At 73.6% G+C, this 14921-nt stretch carries 14 protein-coding genes; 8 read left to right on the top strand and 6 right to left on the bottom strand.

Annotation, left to right across the window (positions count from 1 at the left end; all coding sequences use genetic code 11):
- Positions 1-75 precede the first annotated feature (75 nt).
- The gene (locus ACZ4O3_RS14720) at positions 76-552 is read left to right on the top strand and encodes an ATP-binding protein (RefSeq protein ID WP_467722446.1); all 477 of its coding nucleotides are present in this window, start codon (positions 76-78) and stop codon (positions 550-552) included.
- A 326-nt stretch (positions 553-878) separates the two neighbouring features.
- On the opposite strand, the gene ACZ4O3_RS14715 is transcribed toward ACZ4O3_RS14720, so the two are convergent.
- Positions 879-1805, bottom strand: coding sequence for a cyclase family protein (locus ACZ4O3_RS14715; protein ID WP_467722331.1), 927 nt, complete (start codon positions 1803-1805; stop codon positions 879-881).
- A gap of 85 nt (positions 1806-1890) precedes the next feature.
- Here ACZ4O3_RS14715 and ACZ4O3_RS14710 point away from each other — a divergent pair, with 85 nt between their 5' ends.
- The 3 genes from ACZ4O3_RS14710 (at position 1891) to ACZ4O3_RS14700 (ending at position 5200) form a co-directional block, all read left to right on the top strand.
- Positions 1891-2805, top strand: coding sequence for an SDR family NAD(P)-dependent oxidoreductase (locus tag ACZ4O3_RS14710; RefSeq protein WP_467722330.1), 915 nt, complete (start codon positions 1891-1893; stop codon positions 2803-2805).
- A 191-nt stretch (positions 2806-2996) separates the two neighbouring features.
- The gene (locus ACZ4O3_RS14705; RefSeq protein WP_467722329.1) at positions 2997-4151 is read left to right on the top strand and encodes an acyl-CoA dehydrogenase family protein; all 1155 of its coding nucleotides are present in this window, start codon (positions 2997-2999) and stop codon (positions 4149-4151) included.
- The gene (locus tag ACZ4O3_RS14700; RefSeq protein ID WP_467722328.1) at positions 4151-5200 is read left to right on the top strand and encodes a Zn-dependent alcohol dehydrogenase; all 1050 of its coding nucleotides are present in this window, start codon (positions 4151-4153) and stop codon (positions 5198-5200) included. Before ACZ4O3_RS14705 ends, ACZ4O3_RS14700 begins: the two co-directional genes overlap by 1 nt.
- A gap of 9 nt (positions 5201-5209) precedes the next feature.
- Here ACZ4O3_RS14700 and ACZ4O3_RS14695 read toward each other — a convergent pair whose 3' ends face one another.
- Positions 5210-6205 (bottom strand): GlxA family transcriptional regulator, encoded by a 996-nt coding sequence (locus ACZ4O3_RS14695; protein WP_467722327.1) that lies wholly within the window; start codon positions 6203-6205, stop codon positions 5210-5212.
- A gap of 71 nt (positions 6206-6276) precedes the next feature.
- On the opposite strand from ACZ4O3_RS14695, the gene ACZ4O3_RS14690 reads away from it, so the two are divergent.
- Entirely contained in the window at positions 6277-7587 is a 1311-nt protein-coding gene (locus ACZ4O3_RS14690) for an MFS transporter (RefSeq protein WP_362725987.1), read from the top strand.
- A gap of 14 nt (positions 7588-7601) precedes the next feature.
- On the opposite strand, the gene ACZ4O3_RS14685 is transcribed toward ACZ4O3_RS14690, so the two are convergent.
- A complete protein-coding gene (locus ACZ4O3_RS14685) occupies positions 7602-8228 on the bottom strand; it encodes a flavin reductase family protein (protein WP_467722326.1) in 627 nt (208 codons plus the stop codon).
- Positions 8229-8309: 81 nt separating this feature from the next.
- Here ACZ4O3_RS14685 and ACZ4O3_RS14680 point away from each other — a divergent pair, with 81 nt between their 5' ends.
- A complete protein-coding gene (locus ACZ4O3_RS14680; RefSeq protein ID WP_467722325.1) occupies positions 8310-9236 on the top strand; it encodes a hypothetical protein in 927 nt (308 codons plus the stop codon).
- Between the two features lie 26 nt (positions 9237-9262).
- On the opposite strand, the gene ACZ4O3_RS14675 is transcribed toward ACZ4O3_RS14680, so the two are convergent.
- The 3 genes from ACZ4O3_RS14675 to ACZ4O3_RS14665 all read right to left on the bottom strand — a co-directional run bounded on the left by ACZ4O3_RS14675 (position 9263) and on the right by ACZ4O3_RS14665 (position 13553).
- On the bottom strand, positions 9263-10048 hold the full coding sequence (locus tag ACZ4O3_RS14675) for an enoyl-CoA hydratase/isomerase family protein (protein WP_467722324.1): 786 nt from the start codon (positions 10046-10048) through the stop codon (positions 9263-9265).
- The gene (locus ACZ4O3_RS14670) at positions 10048-12276 is read right to left on the bottom strand and encodes an acetate--CoA ligase family protein (protein ID WP_467722323.1); all 2229 of its coding nucleotides are present in this window, start codon (positions 12274-12276) and stop codon (positions 10048-10050) included. The genes ACZ4O3_RS14675 and ACZ4O3_RS14670 overlap by 1 nt, the downstream gene beginning before the upstream one ends.
- A gap of 119 nt (positions 12277-12395) precedes the next feature.
- Positions 12396-13553, bottom strand: coding sequence for a flavin-containing monooxygenase (locus tag ACZ4O3_RS14665; RefSeq protein ID WP_467722322.1), 1158 nt, complete (start codon positions 13551-13553; stop codon positions 12396-12398).
- 254 nt (positions 13554-13807) lie between these two features.
- On the opposite strand from ACZ4O3_RS14665, the gene ACZ4O3_RS14660 reads away from it, so the two are divergent.
- Entirely contained in the window at positions 13808-14233 is a 426-nt protein-coding gene (locus tag ACZ4O3_RS14660) for a Zn-ribbon domain-containing OB-fold protein (RefSeq protein ID WP_384986998.1), read from the top strand.
- Between the two features lie 58 nt (positions 14234-14291).
- Positions 14292-14897, top strand: a complete 606-nt coding sequence (locus ACZ4O3_RS14655; protein WP_362720670.1) for a GNAT family N-acetyltransferase — start codon at positions 14292-14294, stop codon at positions 14895-14897.
- Positions 14898-14921: the final 24 nt, after the last annotated feature.

Here is a 14921-nt window from a genome sequence, read left to right as displayed (position 1 = left end):
CTGGTCGTGGCGCTCGCTCGGCGCGGGTTCATGTGTCCGCCGGTTCGGATGGTGTGAGCGGTGCAGGTGCTTCAAGTGCAGCTGGAGATCCGGCCCGACCCGGCGGAGGTGGGACGGGCCAGGAGGTGGGCGCGCTCGCGCTTGGCCGGGTCCGGTATAGCGCCGGACGAGCCGCTGGCCGAGACGCTGATCCTGCTCGTCTCCGAGCTGGTCACCAACGCCGTGGTGCACACGGGCTGTCCGGCCGTGCTGCGGCTGTCGCTGCCGGGCGCGGACCGCGAGGGCGCCGAGGGCTCGGTCACCGTACGGCTGGAGGTCGCCGACAGCAGCGACCGTGCGCCGGTGCCGCGGTGTGTCGGCGGCGACGCGACCGGCGGCCGGGGTCTCGCTCTCGTCGACGGGCTCGCCGACCGCTGGGGCTGGAGCCCCGAAGGCGGCGGCAAGCGCATCTGGTGTGAGCTCGACCGGTGTTCGGAGCCCCGGCAGGGCGCGGCGGTGGCGTACGGAGGCGGCCTGGCCTCGTTCGAGGGGCTGGCGTTCGAGGCGGTGTGATCCCGGTGTGCGGTGATGCGCCGGGCGGTGCATCCGTGCGCGCCCATGACGAACCGGGGCATAGGCCCTAAAGTCGCGAACGGGTGTTGACGCCCCGTGACCATGTGCTCACCCTTGAGGTCTGCGATTCGCCGCGAGGGGACGGCGAGGGGTCCGGCGGACGCCCTCGTCGAGCGTGGGTCGAGCCGGACGGAGGCGTGCGGGACCGGGCTCGGGGCGGGCCGGTGCGCGCCGCCGTCCGGATTCCAGGGGGGACGGGGGAAGGGCGGTGTCACGCCGGCCCCGGCGTGGCACCGGCCTCGGGCGGCGACGGGCGCGCGGACCGATCAGAGCACGGCGACCGGGGCGACCGGGGTGCCCGTCGCCCCGACGAACGGCTCCGGCATCGCGGACAGCAGGAACGCGTACCGGCCTGTTTCTCCACAGGCTGTGGACAACTCTTCGAGATTCCAGTTCTGGCCCTGCAGCATCCCCATCTCCACCAGGTCCAGGGCGTGCACGGGCAGCCACAGGTCCTCGATCTCGGGCGGGAAGATCTCGAACGTCAGCGTGTCGTTGGCGACGGCGGCCACGTCGCGCGCGTGGAACCACTCCGGGGTGCGCACCGAGAGGCCCGGGGACGGATAGCCGTACCCGTGCTGGTCACCGGCGAGATACACCTGCACCTGCCCGGTCCGCACCAGCACGATGTCACCGCTGCGGACCCGCGTCCCGGCCAGTTCCTGCGCCGCCTCCAGGTCTTCGGGTGTGACCGCGTGGCCCCCCGCCAGCCGGTCCACGCCCCGCGCGCGTGCCACGTCCAGCAGGACCCCGCGCGAGACGATGTGCCGCGCCTTGTCGATCCCGCCGAACTCGGCACCGCCGTGCGCGGTCACGGTGTGCGCCGGGCGGCCGTTGTACACCTTCCCCGAGTGCGAGACGTGGGTGAGCGCGTCCCAGTGGGTGCCGGCCTGCAGGCCCATGGTCACCGCGTCGTCGCTGCACGCGACCGTCCCCGGGCCGAAGAGCTCCTGGTTGATCTGCACCATGACGTGAAGCGGGTTGACCCGCCCCGGGATCATGCCGGTCTGCACGCCGTCCTGCCGCAGGGGGAGGGCGAGCGGGACGCGGCGGCCGGTCCGGACGGTCGTAGCCGCCGCCCGCACCACCTCGTCGGTGATCAGGTTCAGTGTGCCGATCTCGTCGTCGGCGCCCCAGCGGCCCCAGTTGCTGACGCGCTTGGCGATGTCGTGGAACTCGGCAGGCAGTGACATCGGTTCCTCCCCGGGGCTTGTGTCCGCGCATCCGACGCGCCATAAAATCTAACGGTCCGTCAGAAACCGCGGGAAGGGGCCGGGCGTGGGGAACTTCTTGGCAGGCAAGGTCGTCGCCGTGACGGGTGCGGGACGCGGCATCGGGCGGGCCGTCGCGCTGGGGGCGGCGGCCGAGGGGGCCAAGGTCGTCGTCAACGACCACGGCGTCTCGGTCGACGGCGGATCGCCCACCAGCGAGGTCGCCGAGGCCGTCGTCAAGGAGATCGAGGCGGCGGGCGGGGACGCGGTCGCGGTCGCCGACGACATCTCCACGATGGCGGGCGGCCGGCGGGTCGTGGACACGGCGGTGTCGTCGTACGGCCGCCTCGACGGGGTCGTGTGCGTGGCCGGGATCCTGCGCGAGCGGATGCTGTTCAACATGACCGAGGAGGAGTGGGACCCGGTGGTCGCCACCCACCTCAAGGGCACGTTCACGGTGTTCCGGGCGGCCTCGGCGGTGATGCGTGCCCAGCGCGCCGGCACGCTGATCGGCTTCACCAGCGGCAACCACCAGGGCTCCGTCTCGCAGGCCAACTACAGCGCGGCCAAGGGCGGGATCATCTCGCTGGTGCGCAGTGCCGCGCTGGGCCTGCACAAGTACGGGGTGACCGCGAACGCGGTGGCGCCGGTGGCCCGGACCCGGATGTCGGCGGGGGTGCCGACGGAACTCGCGGAGATCGGCGAACCGGAGGACGTGGCGGCGTTCGTGGTCTACCTGCTGTCGGACGCCGCGCGGGACGCGGACGTCACCGGGCAGGTGTACACGGTGGCCGGGCCGAAGATCGCCGTCTGGGCCCAGCCGAGGGAGCTGCGCGCCGCGTACGCGTCGGAAGGTTCCTGGACGCCGGAGCGGATCGCGCGGGTGCTGCCGGGGAGCGTGGGGACGGATCCGATGCCGTTGCTCGCGCGGCTGACGGCGATGGAGTCCGCGGCGCGGGCGGGCGAGCGGCCGAACGCGTGAGGGGAGCGGGCCGTGCGTCGGCTCCCCGTTGAGGGTGCGGTGGGTGCGCGGGTGCGGCGCCGCCGTGGCCGTTCGCGCAGTTCCTCCCCCAGCCTTCGGCCGGGGGTGCCCCCAGCGCCCCCCCCGGGCGGTTGTCCGCGCCCGCGTTCCTTTGTACGACCGTAGCTCCGAGGCATCATCTGGAGGTCACCGTGGAGTTCGGCTTCGCGCCGGAGGACGAGGCGTTTCGCGGCGAGGTCCGCGCCTGGCTCGACGCGCACGTCGGCGCCGACGCGGACCGGCGCGGCTGGGAGCGTGCCCTCGGGGCCGCCGGATGGATCGGGCTCGGGTGGGCGGAGGGCGGGTACGGGAACCGGACCGCCACGCTCACCCAGCAGGTCGCCTGGGCCGAGGAGTACGCCCGGTCGGCCGCGCCGCCGCGTTCCGGGCACATCGGGGAGAACCTGCTCGCCCCGACGCTCCTCGCCCACGGCAGCGCCGAGCAGAAGGCACGCTTCCTGCCCGCCGTCGCCGCCGGCGAGGAGCTGTGGTGTCAGGGGTACAGCGAGCCCGGCGCCGGGTCCGACCTCGCCGGCGTGCGGACCGCCGCCGTACGCGAGCCGGACGGCTACCGCGTCACCGGGCAGAAGATCTGGACCTCGCTCGCGCACGAGGCCGACTGGTGTTTCGTGCTCGCCCGGACCGAGCCCGGCTCCCGGCGCCACCACGGACTGAGCTTCCTGCTCGTCCCCATGGACCAGCCGGGCCGCGTAGAGGTCCGCCCCATCCGCCAGATGACCGGCACCAGCGACTTCAACGAGGTCTTCTTCGACGGGGCGCACGCGCGCGCGGAGCACGTCGTCGGCGGCGAGGGCAACGGCTGGCGGGTGGCCATGAGCCTGCTCGGCTTCGAGCGCGGGGTGTCGACCCTCGCCCAGCAGATCGGGTTCGCCGAGGAACTGGGACGGGTGGTGCGGGACGCCGTGGCCACCGGCGCGGCCGACGATCCCCTCGTACGGGCGCGGCTCGTGCGGCAGTGGGCCGAGCTGCGGGTCATGCGCTGGAACGCGCTGCGCACGCTGGGCGGTCCGGCCGCCGAACCCGGCGCGCCCAGCGTGGCCAAGCTGCTGTGGGCCGGCTGGCACCAGCGGCTCGGGGAGCTGGCCGTGCTGGTGCGGGGCGCCGGCGCGAGCGTCGGCCCGGCCGACTGGTCGGCCGCGGCGCCGTACGAACTGGACGCCGCCCAGCACCTGTTCCTCTTCTCCCGGGCCGACACCGTCTACGGCGGCTCGGACCAGGTGCAGCGCACGATCATCGCCGAGCGCGTGCTCGGTCTGCCGAGGGAACCGAAGGGGGTCGAGTCGTGATGCGCGCAGTGCTGTTCGACGGGAGACAGGTGCAGGTCGTCGACGATCTGGACGTACGGGAGCCGGGCGCCGGGGAGGTGCTGGTCGCCGTGGCGGCGGCCGGGCTGTGCCACAGCGATCTGTCCGTGGTGGACGGGACCATACCCTTCCCCGTTCCTGTGGTGCTCGGACATGAGGGTGCCGGGGTGGTGGAGGCGATCGGTGTGGGAGTCACCCATGTGGCGCCCGGCGACCATGTCGCGCTGTCCACGCTCGCCAACTGCGGTGCCTGCGCCGACTGCGACCGCGGGCGGCCCACCATGTGCCGCAAGGCCATAGGGCGGCCGCAGAAGCCGTTCACGCGCGGCGGCCGGGCCGTCTACCAGTTCGCCTCCAACTCGGCCTTCGCGGAGCGCACGGTCGTCAAGGCCGTGCAGGCGGTACGGATTCCGAAGGACATCCCGCTGACCTCGGCCGCCCTGATCGGCTGCGGCGTCCTGACCGGGGTGGGCGCCGTGCTGAACCGCGCCCGCGTCGACCGCGGCGACACCGTGCTGGTCATCGGCACCGGAGGGATCGGGCTCAACGTCATCCAGGGCGCCCGGATCGCGGGCGCGCTGCGGATCGTGGCCGTGGACGCCAACCCGGCCAAGGAGGAGGCGGCCCGGCAGTTCGGCGCGACCGACTTCCTGACCTCGACGGACGGCGTCAGGGACCTGCTGCCGACGGGGGTGGACCACGCGTTCGAGTGCGTCGGCCGCACCGAACTGGTCCGGCAGGCCGTCGACCTCCTGGACCGGCACGGCCAGGCCGTCCTCCTCGGCACCCCCGCCGCCACCGCCGAGGCGTCCTTCGTCGTCGCCTCGATGTTCCTCGACAAGTCCATCCTCGGCTGCCGTTACGGCTCCTCCCGCCCCCAGCGGGACATCGCCCTGTACGCCGAGCTGTACCGCCAGGGGCGCCTGATGCTCGACGAACTGGTCACCGCGGCCTACCCGGTGGAGGACTTCGAGAAGGCCCGCGCCGACGCGGAGGCGGGGCGGTTGGCCCGGGGGGTGCTCACTTTCTAGCGCCACGCCCTAGCGGACCGCGCCGGTCCGGAAGGTCCGGCGGTAGGCGGTCGGGGTGACGCCGAGCGCCGTCTGCAGGTGCTGCCGCATCGACTGGGCCGTGCCGAAGCCGGCGTCGCGGGCCACTTGGTCCATCGAGAGCTCGGTGGACTCCAGGAGGTGCCGGGCGCGTTCGACGCGCTGCTGGGTGAGCCACTGGCCGGGGCTGATGCCGGTCTCCTCGCGGAAGCGGCGCGTGAAGGTGCGTACCGACATGGCCTCCTGCTCGGCCATGTCCCGCAGCTGGATCGGCTCGTGCAGGCGGCCCAGGGCCCAGGCGCGGGCGGACGTGGTGCCGGCGACCTGCGGGTCGGGGACCGGCCGGTGGACGTACTGGGCCTGTCCGCCGTCCCGGTGCGGGGGTACGACGGTGCGGCGGGCCACCTCGTTGGCGACGGCGGTGCCGTGGTCGCGGCGGACCATGTGCAGGCACAGGTCGATCCCGGCCGCCACCCCGGCGGAGGTCAGCACGTCCCCGTCGTCGATGAACAGGACGTCCGCGTCCACCGCGACCCGCGGGAACAGCCGCTGGAGATGGTCCGCCTCGGCCCAGTGCGTGGTCGCCGGGCGGCCGTCGAGGTACCCGGCGGCGGCCAGCACGTAGACACCGGTGCAGATGGAGGCGAGCCGGGTGCCGGGGCGGATACGGGCGAGAGCGGCGGCCAGTTCGGGGGTGAGGACGCCCTGCTCGAAGACCGGGCCCAGCTCGTACGACGCCGGGATGACCACCGTGTCGGCGGTGGCCAGCGCCTCCGGGCCGTTCGGCACGTGGACCGCGAAGTCGGCGTCGGTCCCGACCGGCCCCGGCGGCCGGACCGAGCAGGTCACGACCTCGTACAGGTGTCGTCCCCGGGCGTCCTTGGGCCGGCCGAAGATGCGGTGCGGGATGCCCAGTTCGAAGGGGAGCAGACCGTCCAGGGCGAGGACGACGACTCGGTGCGGGCGGAACCCGCGGTCACTGCTCATGGCCCGATCCTAGCGAATACTGTCCTCCGGGCCACTCGATGGAGTGAAGCCGGTGGCCGAAGCTTTATGGCGTGACCCAGACAAGCGAAGCCGCAGCACCCGTCGAGGACGCGAAGCCGTCCCGCTCGCCGCGCATCAACCGTGCCTGGTTCGTCGCCGCCGTCACCTTCGTCACGATCGTCGGCGCGGCCGCCTTCCGCTCCCTGCCCGGCCTGCTCATCGACCCCCTGCACCAGGAGTTCGGCTGGTCGCGCGGCACGATCGGCGCGGCCGTCTCCGTCAACCTCGCGCTGTACGGGCTCACCGCGCCGTTCGCGGCCGCCCTGATGGACCGTTTCGGCATCCGTCGGGTGGTGGCCGTGGCCCTGACCGTGATCGCGGTCGGCTCGGGGCTGACCGTGTGGATGACGGCCGCCTGGCAGCTGATGCTGTGCTGGGGCCTGCTGGTGGGCCTCGGCTCCGGCTCCATGGCCCTCGCCTTCGCCGCCACGGTCACCAACCGCTGGTTCACCACGCGGCGCGGCCTGGTCAGCGGCATCCTCACCGCCGGCTCCGCCTCCGGCCAGCTGATCTTCCTGCCGCTGCTGTCCTGGATGGTCGAGCGGTACGACTGGCGCCCGGCCGCCGTCACGGTCGCCCTCGCCGCCCTCGCGGTCGTCCCCTTCGTCTGGCTGCTGCTGCGCGACCACCCGGCCGACGTGGGCCTGAAGCCGTACGGCGCAGCGGACTTCGTACCGAAGCCGGCGCCGGTCACCGGAGCCGCCCGCCGCACGATCGGGGTGCTGCTCGCCGCCGTCCGCACCGGCCCCTTCTGGCTGCTGGCCGGCACCTTCGCGATCTGCGGCGCCTCCACCAACGGCCTCGTCCAGACCCACTTCGTGCCCGCCGCCCACGACCACGGCCTGCCGGTCACCACGGCGGCCTCGCTGCTCGCGGTCATCGGTGTCTTCGACGTCGTCGGCACGATCGCCTCCGGCTGGTTCACCGACCGCTTCGAGGCCCGCCGGCTGCTCGCCGTCTACTACGCCCTGCGCGGCATCTCCCTCCTCTTCCTGCCGATGCTGCTGGGCCCCGCCATACATCCCCCGATGATCTTCTTCATCGTCTTCTACGGCCTCGACTGGGTGGCCACCGTCCCGCCCACGCTGGCCCTGTGCCGGGAGCACTACGGCGAGGACAGCGCCATCGTCTTCGGCTGGGTCCTCGCCTCCCACCAGATCGGCGCGGCCCTGGTCGCCTTCCTCGGCGGCGTCGCCCGCGACGTCTTCGGCACCTACGACATGGTCTGGTACGCCTCCGGAGCCCTGTGCGCCGCGGCGGCCCTGATGGCCCTCGTGATCCGGCGCCGCCCGGCGGCCCTGGCGCCCGCCCTGGGCGTGTAGGGGGGAGGAGACCGCTAGCCGACCGGTCCCAGCCCCGTGAACCGCCCCCGGTGGAACAGCAGCGGTCCGTCGGGGGATTCGCCCGCGCCCAGCGCGTTCACCCGGCCCACCACGATCAGGTGGTCGCCGCCCGTGTGGACGGCGTGGATCGAGCAGTCGATCCAGGCGGCGGCGCCGGTCAGGCGGGGCGCGCCCGACACCGGGGACGGGGTGTGGGCGACACCCGCGAACTTGTCCGCGCCGCTCACCGCGAAGGCGCGGCACAGCGCGCCCTGGCCCGCGCCGAGGACGTTGACGCAGAAGACACCCGCGCGGGCGATGCGCGGCCAGGTGGCCGACGTACGGCCGACCATGAAACAGACCAGGGGCGGGTCCAGGGAGAGGGAGGAGAAGGACTGGCAGGCGAAACCGGCGGGGGCCGGTTCGCCCTCGGCGGCCGGTGCGGTGACGACGGTCACCCCGGTAGCGAAGTTCCCCAGCACGCGCCGGAACTCCGCCGGGTCGACCGGTGCCCGCTCGTCCGGGCGCACACACCGCAACTCCGGGCGCGGCAGGGCGTCCACGGGCCGCGGAGCGGGTCCCGGCGCGGGAGCCGACCTGAGGTAGCGAACGGCGGCGGCGGCCGCCCCTGCGTGTCCCATCACGGACTCATTGAAGCTGACGGGGCATCAGATGGGAAGGGTGGTGCGGGACGTCCTGCCAACGCTTCGTACCCTGCGCACATGGGGTGGGAAAAAGCGCCGGGACGGGGCGGGACACCAGAACGGGCCGGTGAGCGGCGGCCGGTCTGGTCCGGCGGCGATCTGGGCGCGGCGGTCGCGCTGGCCCTCGCCCAGCTGCCGGTGGCCGCACTGCTGACGTTCATCGACCTCTCCGGCCGTGACGACCACGGCGCGGGGAACGGCGGTGCGCTGGGCGCGGTGTTCCTGGTGTTCCTGGCGCCGTTCCTGCTGCCGCTGCTGGGCGTCGCGCAGGCGTACCTGCTGACCCTGCCGTCCGTGGTGGCGGCCCGGCTCACCCGCCGGCGCCTGGGCGGCCCTTCCTGGCCCTGGTACCTGGCGGCGCCGGTGGTGCCGGCCGCCTTCTGGAGCGCCCTCGTCGCGTCGCTCGGGTCCTGGCCGTTCACCACGACGTTCGCGGTCCTGGCCGGGCTGGGCGTGCTGCCCACACTCGGCGTCGGCTGGGTCCGGCATCGCGCCCTGCGGCCTTGGGGCGTGTGGTGGCGGGCCGCCGCCGGCTCGTTCGGGCTGGCCGTTCTCACCCTCGTCGGCGGGGTGCTGGCGTCCGAGGCGGGCCTGTTCCCGCAGTACGAGCCACCCCGGCTGACCGCCGCCCAGCTGACCGGTGTCTGGCGGGACGGAAGCGGCGCCGAGCTGCGGCTGCGTGCCGACGGCAGCGCCGAGGCCGTCGGGCTGCCCACCGAACCGGCTCCCTTCACGGACCACTTCTCCGGTGACTACGTCGTGTGCGCGGGCCAGGGCACCTGGACGCCCCGGAGGACCTGGCGCGACGGTGTGCTGCTCAAGCTGGACGGCGACTGCGGCGAGGACACCCAGTGGTCGGTCGGCGGCAGCGAGGACGCGCCCCAGCTGTTCGTGCTCTTCGGCGACCCCGACGCGGGCACCCTGCGGATCCTCGAAAGGGCCTGACGGCTCGGCGGTCGCCGTCGCCGGTCTCACCTGCCGAGGAACCGTGGGGTTCTGCGCTCCACGAAGGCATGGAGGCCCTCCTGGGCGTCCCGGGTCGTCATGTTGATCTCCTGGGCGGCGGACTCGGCCGCGAAGGCCGCCGCGCGGTCGCCGTCCAGGGACGCGTTGACCAGCTGCTTGGTGAGGGCGAGGGTGCGGGTCGGGCCGGCCGCCAGGCGGGTGGCCCAGTCCCGTGCCGTCCTGGCCAGGTCCTCGTCCGGCACGACCCGGTTGACCAGGCCGAGGCGTTCCGCCTCCGGGGCGGAGAGGGCGTCGCCGAAGAACATCAGCTCCTTGGCGCGGTGCGGGCCGACCAGACGGGGCAGGAGATGGGCGCCGCCCCCGTCGGGGACCAGGGCACGGCGGACGAAGACCTCGATGAAACGGGCGGACTCCGCGGCCAGGACCAGGTCGCAGGCGAGCGCGAGATGGGCGCCGAGGCCGGCGGCGGTGCCGTTGACCGCCGCGATCACCGGCTTCTCGCAGTCCAGGACGGCGGCGATCAGACGCTGGGCGCCCAGCCGGATGGTGCGGGCCACGTCGCCGGGGAGGCGCTCGGCCGTGGTGGCGCCACCGCGCAGGTCGGCACCCGCGCAGAACCCGCGGCCGGTGCCCGTGACGACCACCGCCCCGATCCCCGGGTCCGCGGAGGCCTCGTCGAGGAGCCGGATGACGTGGTCCCGCTGGTCGGGGGTGAGGGCGTTGAGCGCGTCGGGGCGGTCGAGGGTGAGGTGGGCCACCCGCCCCTGCGTCACGTACCGGACGGTGTCCATCAGCGGCACACCGCCAGCGCGTCCAGCGCCACCGCGCCCTGGCCCTCGGGCAGCACCATCAGCGGGTTGATGTCGAGTTCGGCGAGCTGGTCGCCGAGCTCCAGCGCCATCCGCTGGACCCGGAGGATCACCTCGACGAGCGCTTCCACGTCGGCCGGCGGCCGACCCCGGACCCCGTCCAGCAGGGCCCGCCCGCGCAGCTCGGCGAGCATGTCCCGGGCCTGCTCCTCACCGAACGGCGGCACCCGTACGGCGGCGTCGTGCAGGACCTCGACCAGCACCCCGCCGAGCCCGACGGTCACCGTCGGCCCGAACAGGGCGTCGTGCGTGACCCCGACGACCATCTCGACGCCCCGCTCGACCATCTGGCAGACCAGCACACCGTCGAGGGCGACGCCCTCGTAGCGGGCGATGTCGGTCAGTTCCCGGTAGGCGTCCCGGACCTGGCTGGCGGAGGTCAGCCCGACCTTCACCAGGCCCAGCTCGGTCTTGTGGGCGATCTGCGCGCCGGACGCCTTCATCACCACCGGGTAGCCGACCAGCCCCGCCGCGCGCACGGCGGCGGCCGCGCTGGTCACCAGCTGCTCACGCGGCACCCGTATGCCGTACGCGCGCAGCAGCTGCTTCGCCGCGTGCTCGCTCAGCTGCTGCCCCGGCCGCATCAGCGCGAGCGCCTTGCGGGACGAGGGCGACGGCGTGCGCGGGGCCTCGTCGAAGGGGGAGCGGTAGGCGCGGACGAAGCGGTGGTGGTCGAGGTAGGCGCGGACGGCGGTGAGGCAGTTGCCGGCCGTACGGAAGGTGGCCACCCGGGAGGAGCCCAGCAGGACCTCGCGGTAGGCGGGCTCGGTGCCGACCGGCGAACCCCACACCACGCACACCAGCTTGTCGCTCGCCTCGGCCGCGTCGACCAGGTCCCGCACGAGCCGGTCGCTGAGCGGGGGGAAGGGACCGGTGATCGGGCAGATCAGCACTCCGACCTCCGGGTCGGCGAGGATCGAGTCGATGATCTTCCGGCCGCGCCAGTCGCCCACCGGGTGACCGCCGTTGTCGACCGGGTTGGCCACGCTCAGGTACTCCGGTATCCACTGGTGCAGCTCGGCCTGCCGCGCCCCGGACAGCACCGGCAGCCTCAGCCCCAGGCCGGCGGCCAGGTCGGCGACGTGGGCCCCGGTGCCGCCCGAGATCGAGTAGACGACCACCCCGTCGGCGCGCGGCGCCCGCGCCCGGGCGAGCAGGGCGGCGGTGTCCTGGAGTTCGTCCAGGCCGTCGACGCGGATCACCCCGTACTGCCGCAGCGCCGCGTCGATCACGTCGTCCGCGCCGGTCAGCTTGCCGGTGTGGGAGGCGGCGGTGCGGGCGCCGGCCTCGGTGCGGCCGACCTTCACGGCGACCACCGGCACCTTGCGGCGGGCCGCGCGGTCGGCGGCCAGCAGGAAGGCGCGGCCGTCCTTGAGGCCCTCGACGTAGCAGGCGATGGCGCCGACCTCGGGGCGTTCGGCGAAGTAGGAGATGAAGTCGGCGGTCTCCAGGTCGGCCTCGTTGCCGGTGGGTGCCCAGTGCGAGAGGCGGATGCCGAGTTCCTGGGCGGCGAAGACGGGCCGGCCCTGGTGCCCGGACTGGGTGATCAGCGCGATCGCAGGTCCGTCCAGGTCGTCCCGGAACCGCTCGAAGGCGTTCAGGTTGGTGTTCGGGCCGAGCAGCCGCAGCCCGGAGCGGCGCACGGCGGCGGCGAGCCGGACCTGGGCCGCCGCGCCCTCCTCGCCGGTCTCGGCGAACCCGGAGGCGAAGGCCACGGCGAACCGCACCTTGGCCTCGGTCAGTTGCTCGATCACCGGAAGGGGGTCGGCGACCAGGAGCACGGCGAGGTCGACCTGTTCGGGCAGGTCGGCGACGGAGGGGACGCAGGCGATGCCGAAGACCGCCTCGCGGGCCGGATGCACCGGGTGCACCCGGGCCCCGACCCGCTCCGCCCAGTCGAGGATCTGCCGGGTGATACCGGTGTTGGGCCGCCCCTCGGCGTCCGAGGCGCCGATCACGGCGACGGACTCGGGCCGGAAGAACCTGTCGAGATCCGGTACGTCCGCGTACAGCGGCCGTCCGCTGACGTCCTGCTCGTCCGTGTCGGCCGTCCGGCCGTGGACGGCGGGTCCGGGTCGCGGCTCACCGCAGGCGATGACCCGGGCCCGGCGGGAGTCGGTGGTGAGGGTGCCGTGGGTTGATCCAAGCATCGTTCCGCCCGCTCCTGTGTGACAGCACAATTAACTGACGCTGTGTCAGATTACTGAACTGACGCAGCGTCAGGAACTGGTCTGCACGCAAAGTTGAGACGGAAAGTGCTTCTTGCCCCCTACTTCGTCCGCTGTCGCCCGGCCACGGCCCTCGCGATCTTCTCCGCGTCGATCGCCATCTCCCGGAACATGCCGCTGATGGGGTTGGTGTAGCCGATGAAGTGGAGGCCGGGGGCGTTCTTCGGGGTGCGGGGCCCGTGGGCGACCGGCCGGCCGCCTTCGTCGAGGACGTCGAGGTGGCCGACCAGGCCCTCCAGCGCCCGCTCGTATCCGGTCGCGGCGATCACCGCGTCGGGGGAGGCGAGGGTGCCGTCCGCGAGGGCGACCTTGCCGTCCTCGAAGCGGTCGACGGCGGCCACGATCTCGACCCTGCCCTCCCGTACCGCGTCGAGGAGACCGACGTCCAGCACCGGGATGGCGCCCTGTCCGACCCGGCTGAAGAGGCCGGAGTCGGGGCGGGGCAGGCCCTGGGCGGCCAGGTCGGGCACGCTCGCCCTGGCCATCGTGCGGGCCAGCCGGTCCACGAGGGGCACCGGCAGGCGCCGTACCAGGATCGCGTTGTACTGGGCGGCCCAGCCGGCGGTGGACCGGCGCACGATGTGCGGGACCGTGCGGACGGCGAGCCGTACCCGGGAGGCACCGCCCTCCACCAGGTCGACGGCGATCTCGGCACCGGTGTTGCCGGCGCCGACGACCAGGACGTCCTGGCCGGCGAACGGGTCGGCGTTGCGGTACTCGCCCGCGTGCAGGAACCGGCCGGTGTAGCCGTCCAGACCGGGCCAGCCGGGGACGCGCGGGGTGTGGTTGAAGCCGGTGGCGACCACCACCGCGGAGCCGGTCAGCTCCCGGCCGCCGGAGGCGTGCAGCAGCCAGCCGTCGCCCTCGGGCGAACGCTCCACCCGGGAGACCTCGACACCGGTGACGATCTCCAGCTCGTGGTGCTCGGCGTACTTCTCCAGATAGCGCACGACGTCGTCGCGGGCGACCCAGCGGCCGAAGCGGCGCGGCATGGGCAGGCCGGGCAGTGCGGAGAGGCGCCGGGTGGTGTGCAGCCGGAGGCGGTCGTAGTGCCCGCGCCAGGACGCGCCTACGTCCTCGGACTTCTCCAGGACGACGGCGCGGACGCCCCGGGCCCGCAGCGCGTACGCGGCGGCGAGACCTCCGGGGCCGGCGCCGATGACGTAGACGGGCGAGACGGTGGGGGGGAACACGACCATGGGCGCGAGCGTAATCACGCGTCACGTTGATGGGTCTCGGTCAAGACCGGAATTGGTTGCGGATTGATCACATCCGTAGGAGATGTGGGTGGGACTTGTGGCGTAGCCCACTTGGTCCGAACGGAATCTGAACGGAAAGGGACACCGCGTCCGGGGAAGCTGTCGCGGGGGTGAGGCGCCTGTCTCGATGGTGAGAGGTTCCCGCTTCCGCGATGCTCTGGGCCGCGGCCGCCGTCTGACATACCGTCAGATGCATGGATGCGACGAGTGCACCGACCGTACGGCGGTACGACCTTCCCGAGCCGGACGCCTTCACCCGCCCGTACTGGGAGGCGGCGGCCGAGGGCCGGCTCCTGCTCCGCCGCTGCCGCGCCTGCGGCCGGGCCCACCACTACCCCCGGGAGTTCTGCCCGCACTGCTGGAGCGAGGACGTCACCTGGGAGCCCGCGACCGGCCGCGCGGCCCTGTACACCTGGTCCGTCGTGCACCGCAACGATCTCCCGCCCTTCGGTGACCGTGTCCCCTACGTCGCCGCCGTGGTCGACCTGGCGGAGGGTCCGCGCATGATGACCGAACTGGTGGACACGCCCGAGCCGAGCGCCGGACTCGAACTGGAGGTGGTCTTCCGGGCGGGTGTGCCGGTGTTCCGCCCCGCGACCCGCCGGGACGGGAGCCGGTGAGAACAGGGGGCGCCGGTACGGGCTGGGCCACACCCGGCACAGCGGCTTCAATGACCTCATGGCCCAGATCGACGAACAGCCCGCCGCCCACCGCCCCGACATCACCCCGCACGGTCACGGCCTGCGCCTCGACCACTGGGACCCGGACTCGCGGGACCACGTCGAGGCCTGGCTGCGCGGCCGTACCGACCTGGACTTCCTGCGCTGGAACACCCCCCTCCAGCCGGACATCGACCTCACCGGGGCCCGTGCCGCCCTGCTGAGGCAACGGGAGCAGGCGGCCGGCGGCGGCTGCGCGCCGTTCCGGATCGCGGACGCGGAGAGCGGCACGACCCTCGGGCACATCGGCGTCAACATGATCGACCGGGTGTCCCGCTCGGCCCGGGTCGGCTACTGGGTGCTCCCGGAGGCGCGCGGCCGCCGGGTCGCCACCCACGCCCTGACCCTGGCCGCCCGCTGGACCTTCGCCGAACTGGGCCTGCACCGCCTGGAGCTGGGGCACGCCCTCGGCCACGAGGCGTCCTGCCGGATAGCGCAGACATGCGGGTTCCCGTACGAGGGGACACTGCGGGACTCGATGTTCGAGGCGGGCCGGCCGAACGCGTTCCGCGACGCCCACCTGCACGCCCGCCTCGCCTCGGACCCGGAGCCGGCCCTCGGATAATTCACGTGCGGGGTACGGCGGCCC

This window comes from Streptomyces sp. NPDC026515, from assembly GCF_055567595.1.
This window is presented reverse-complemented; position numbering and strand designations above follow the sequence as displayed.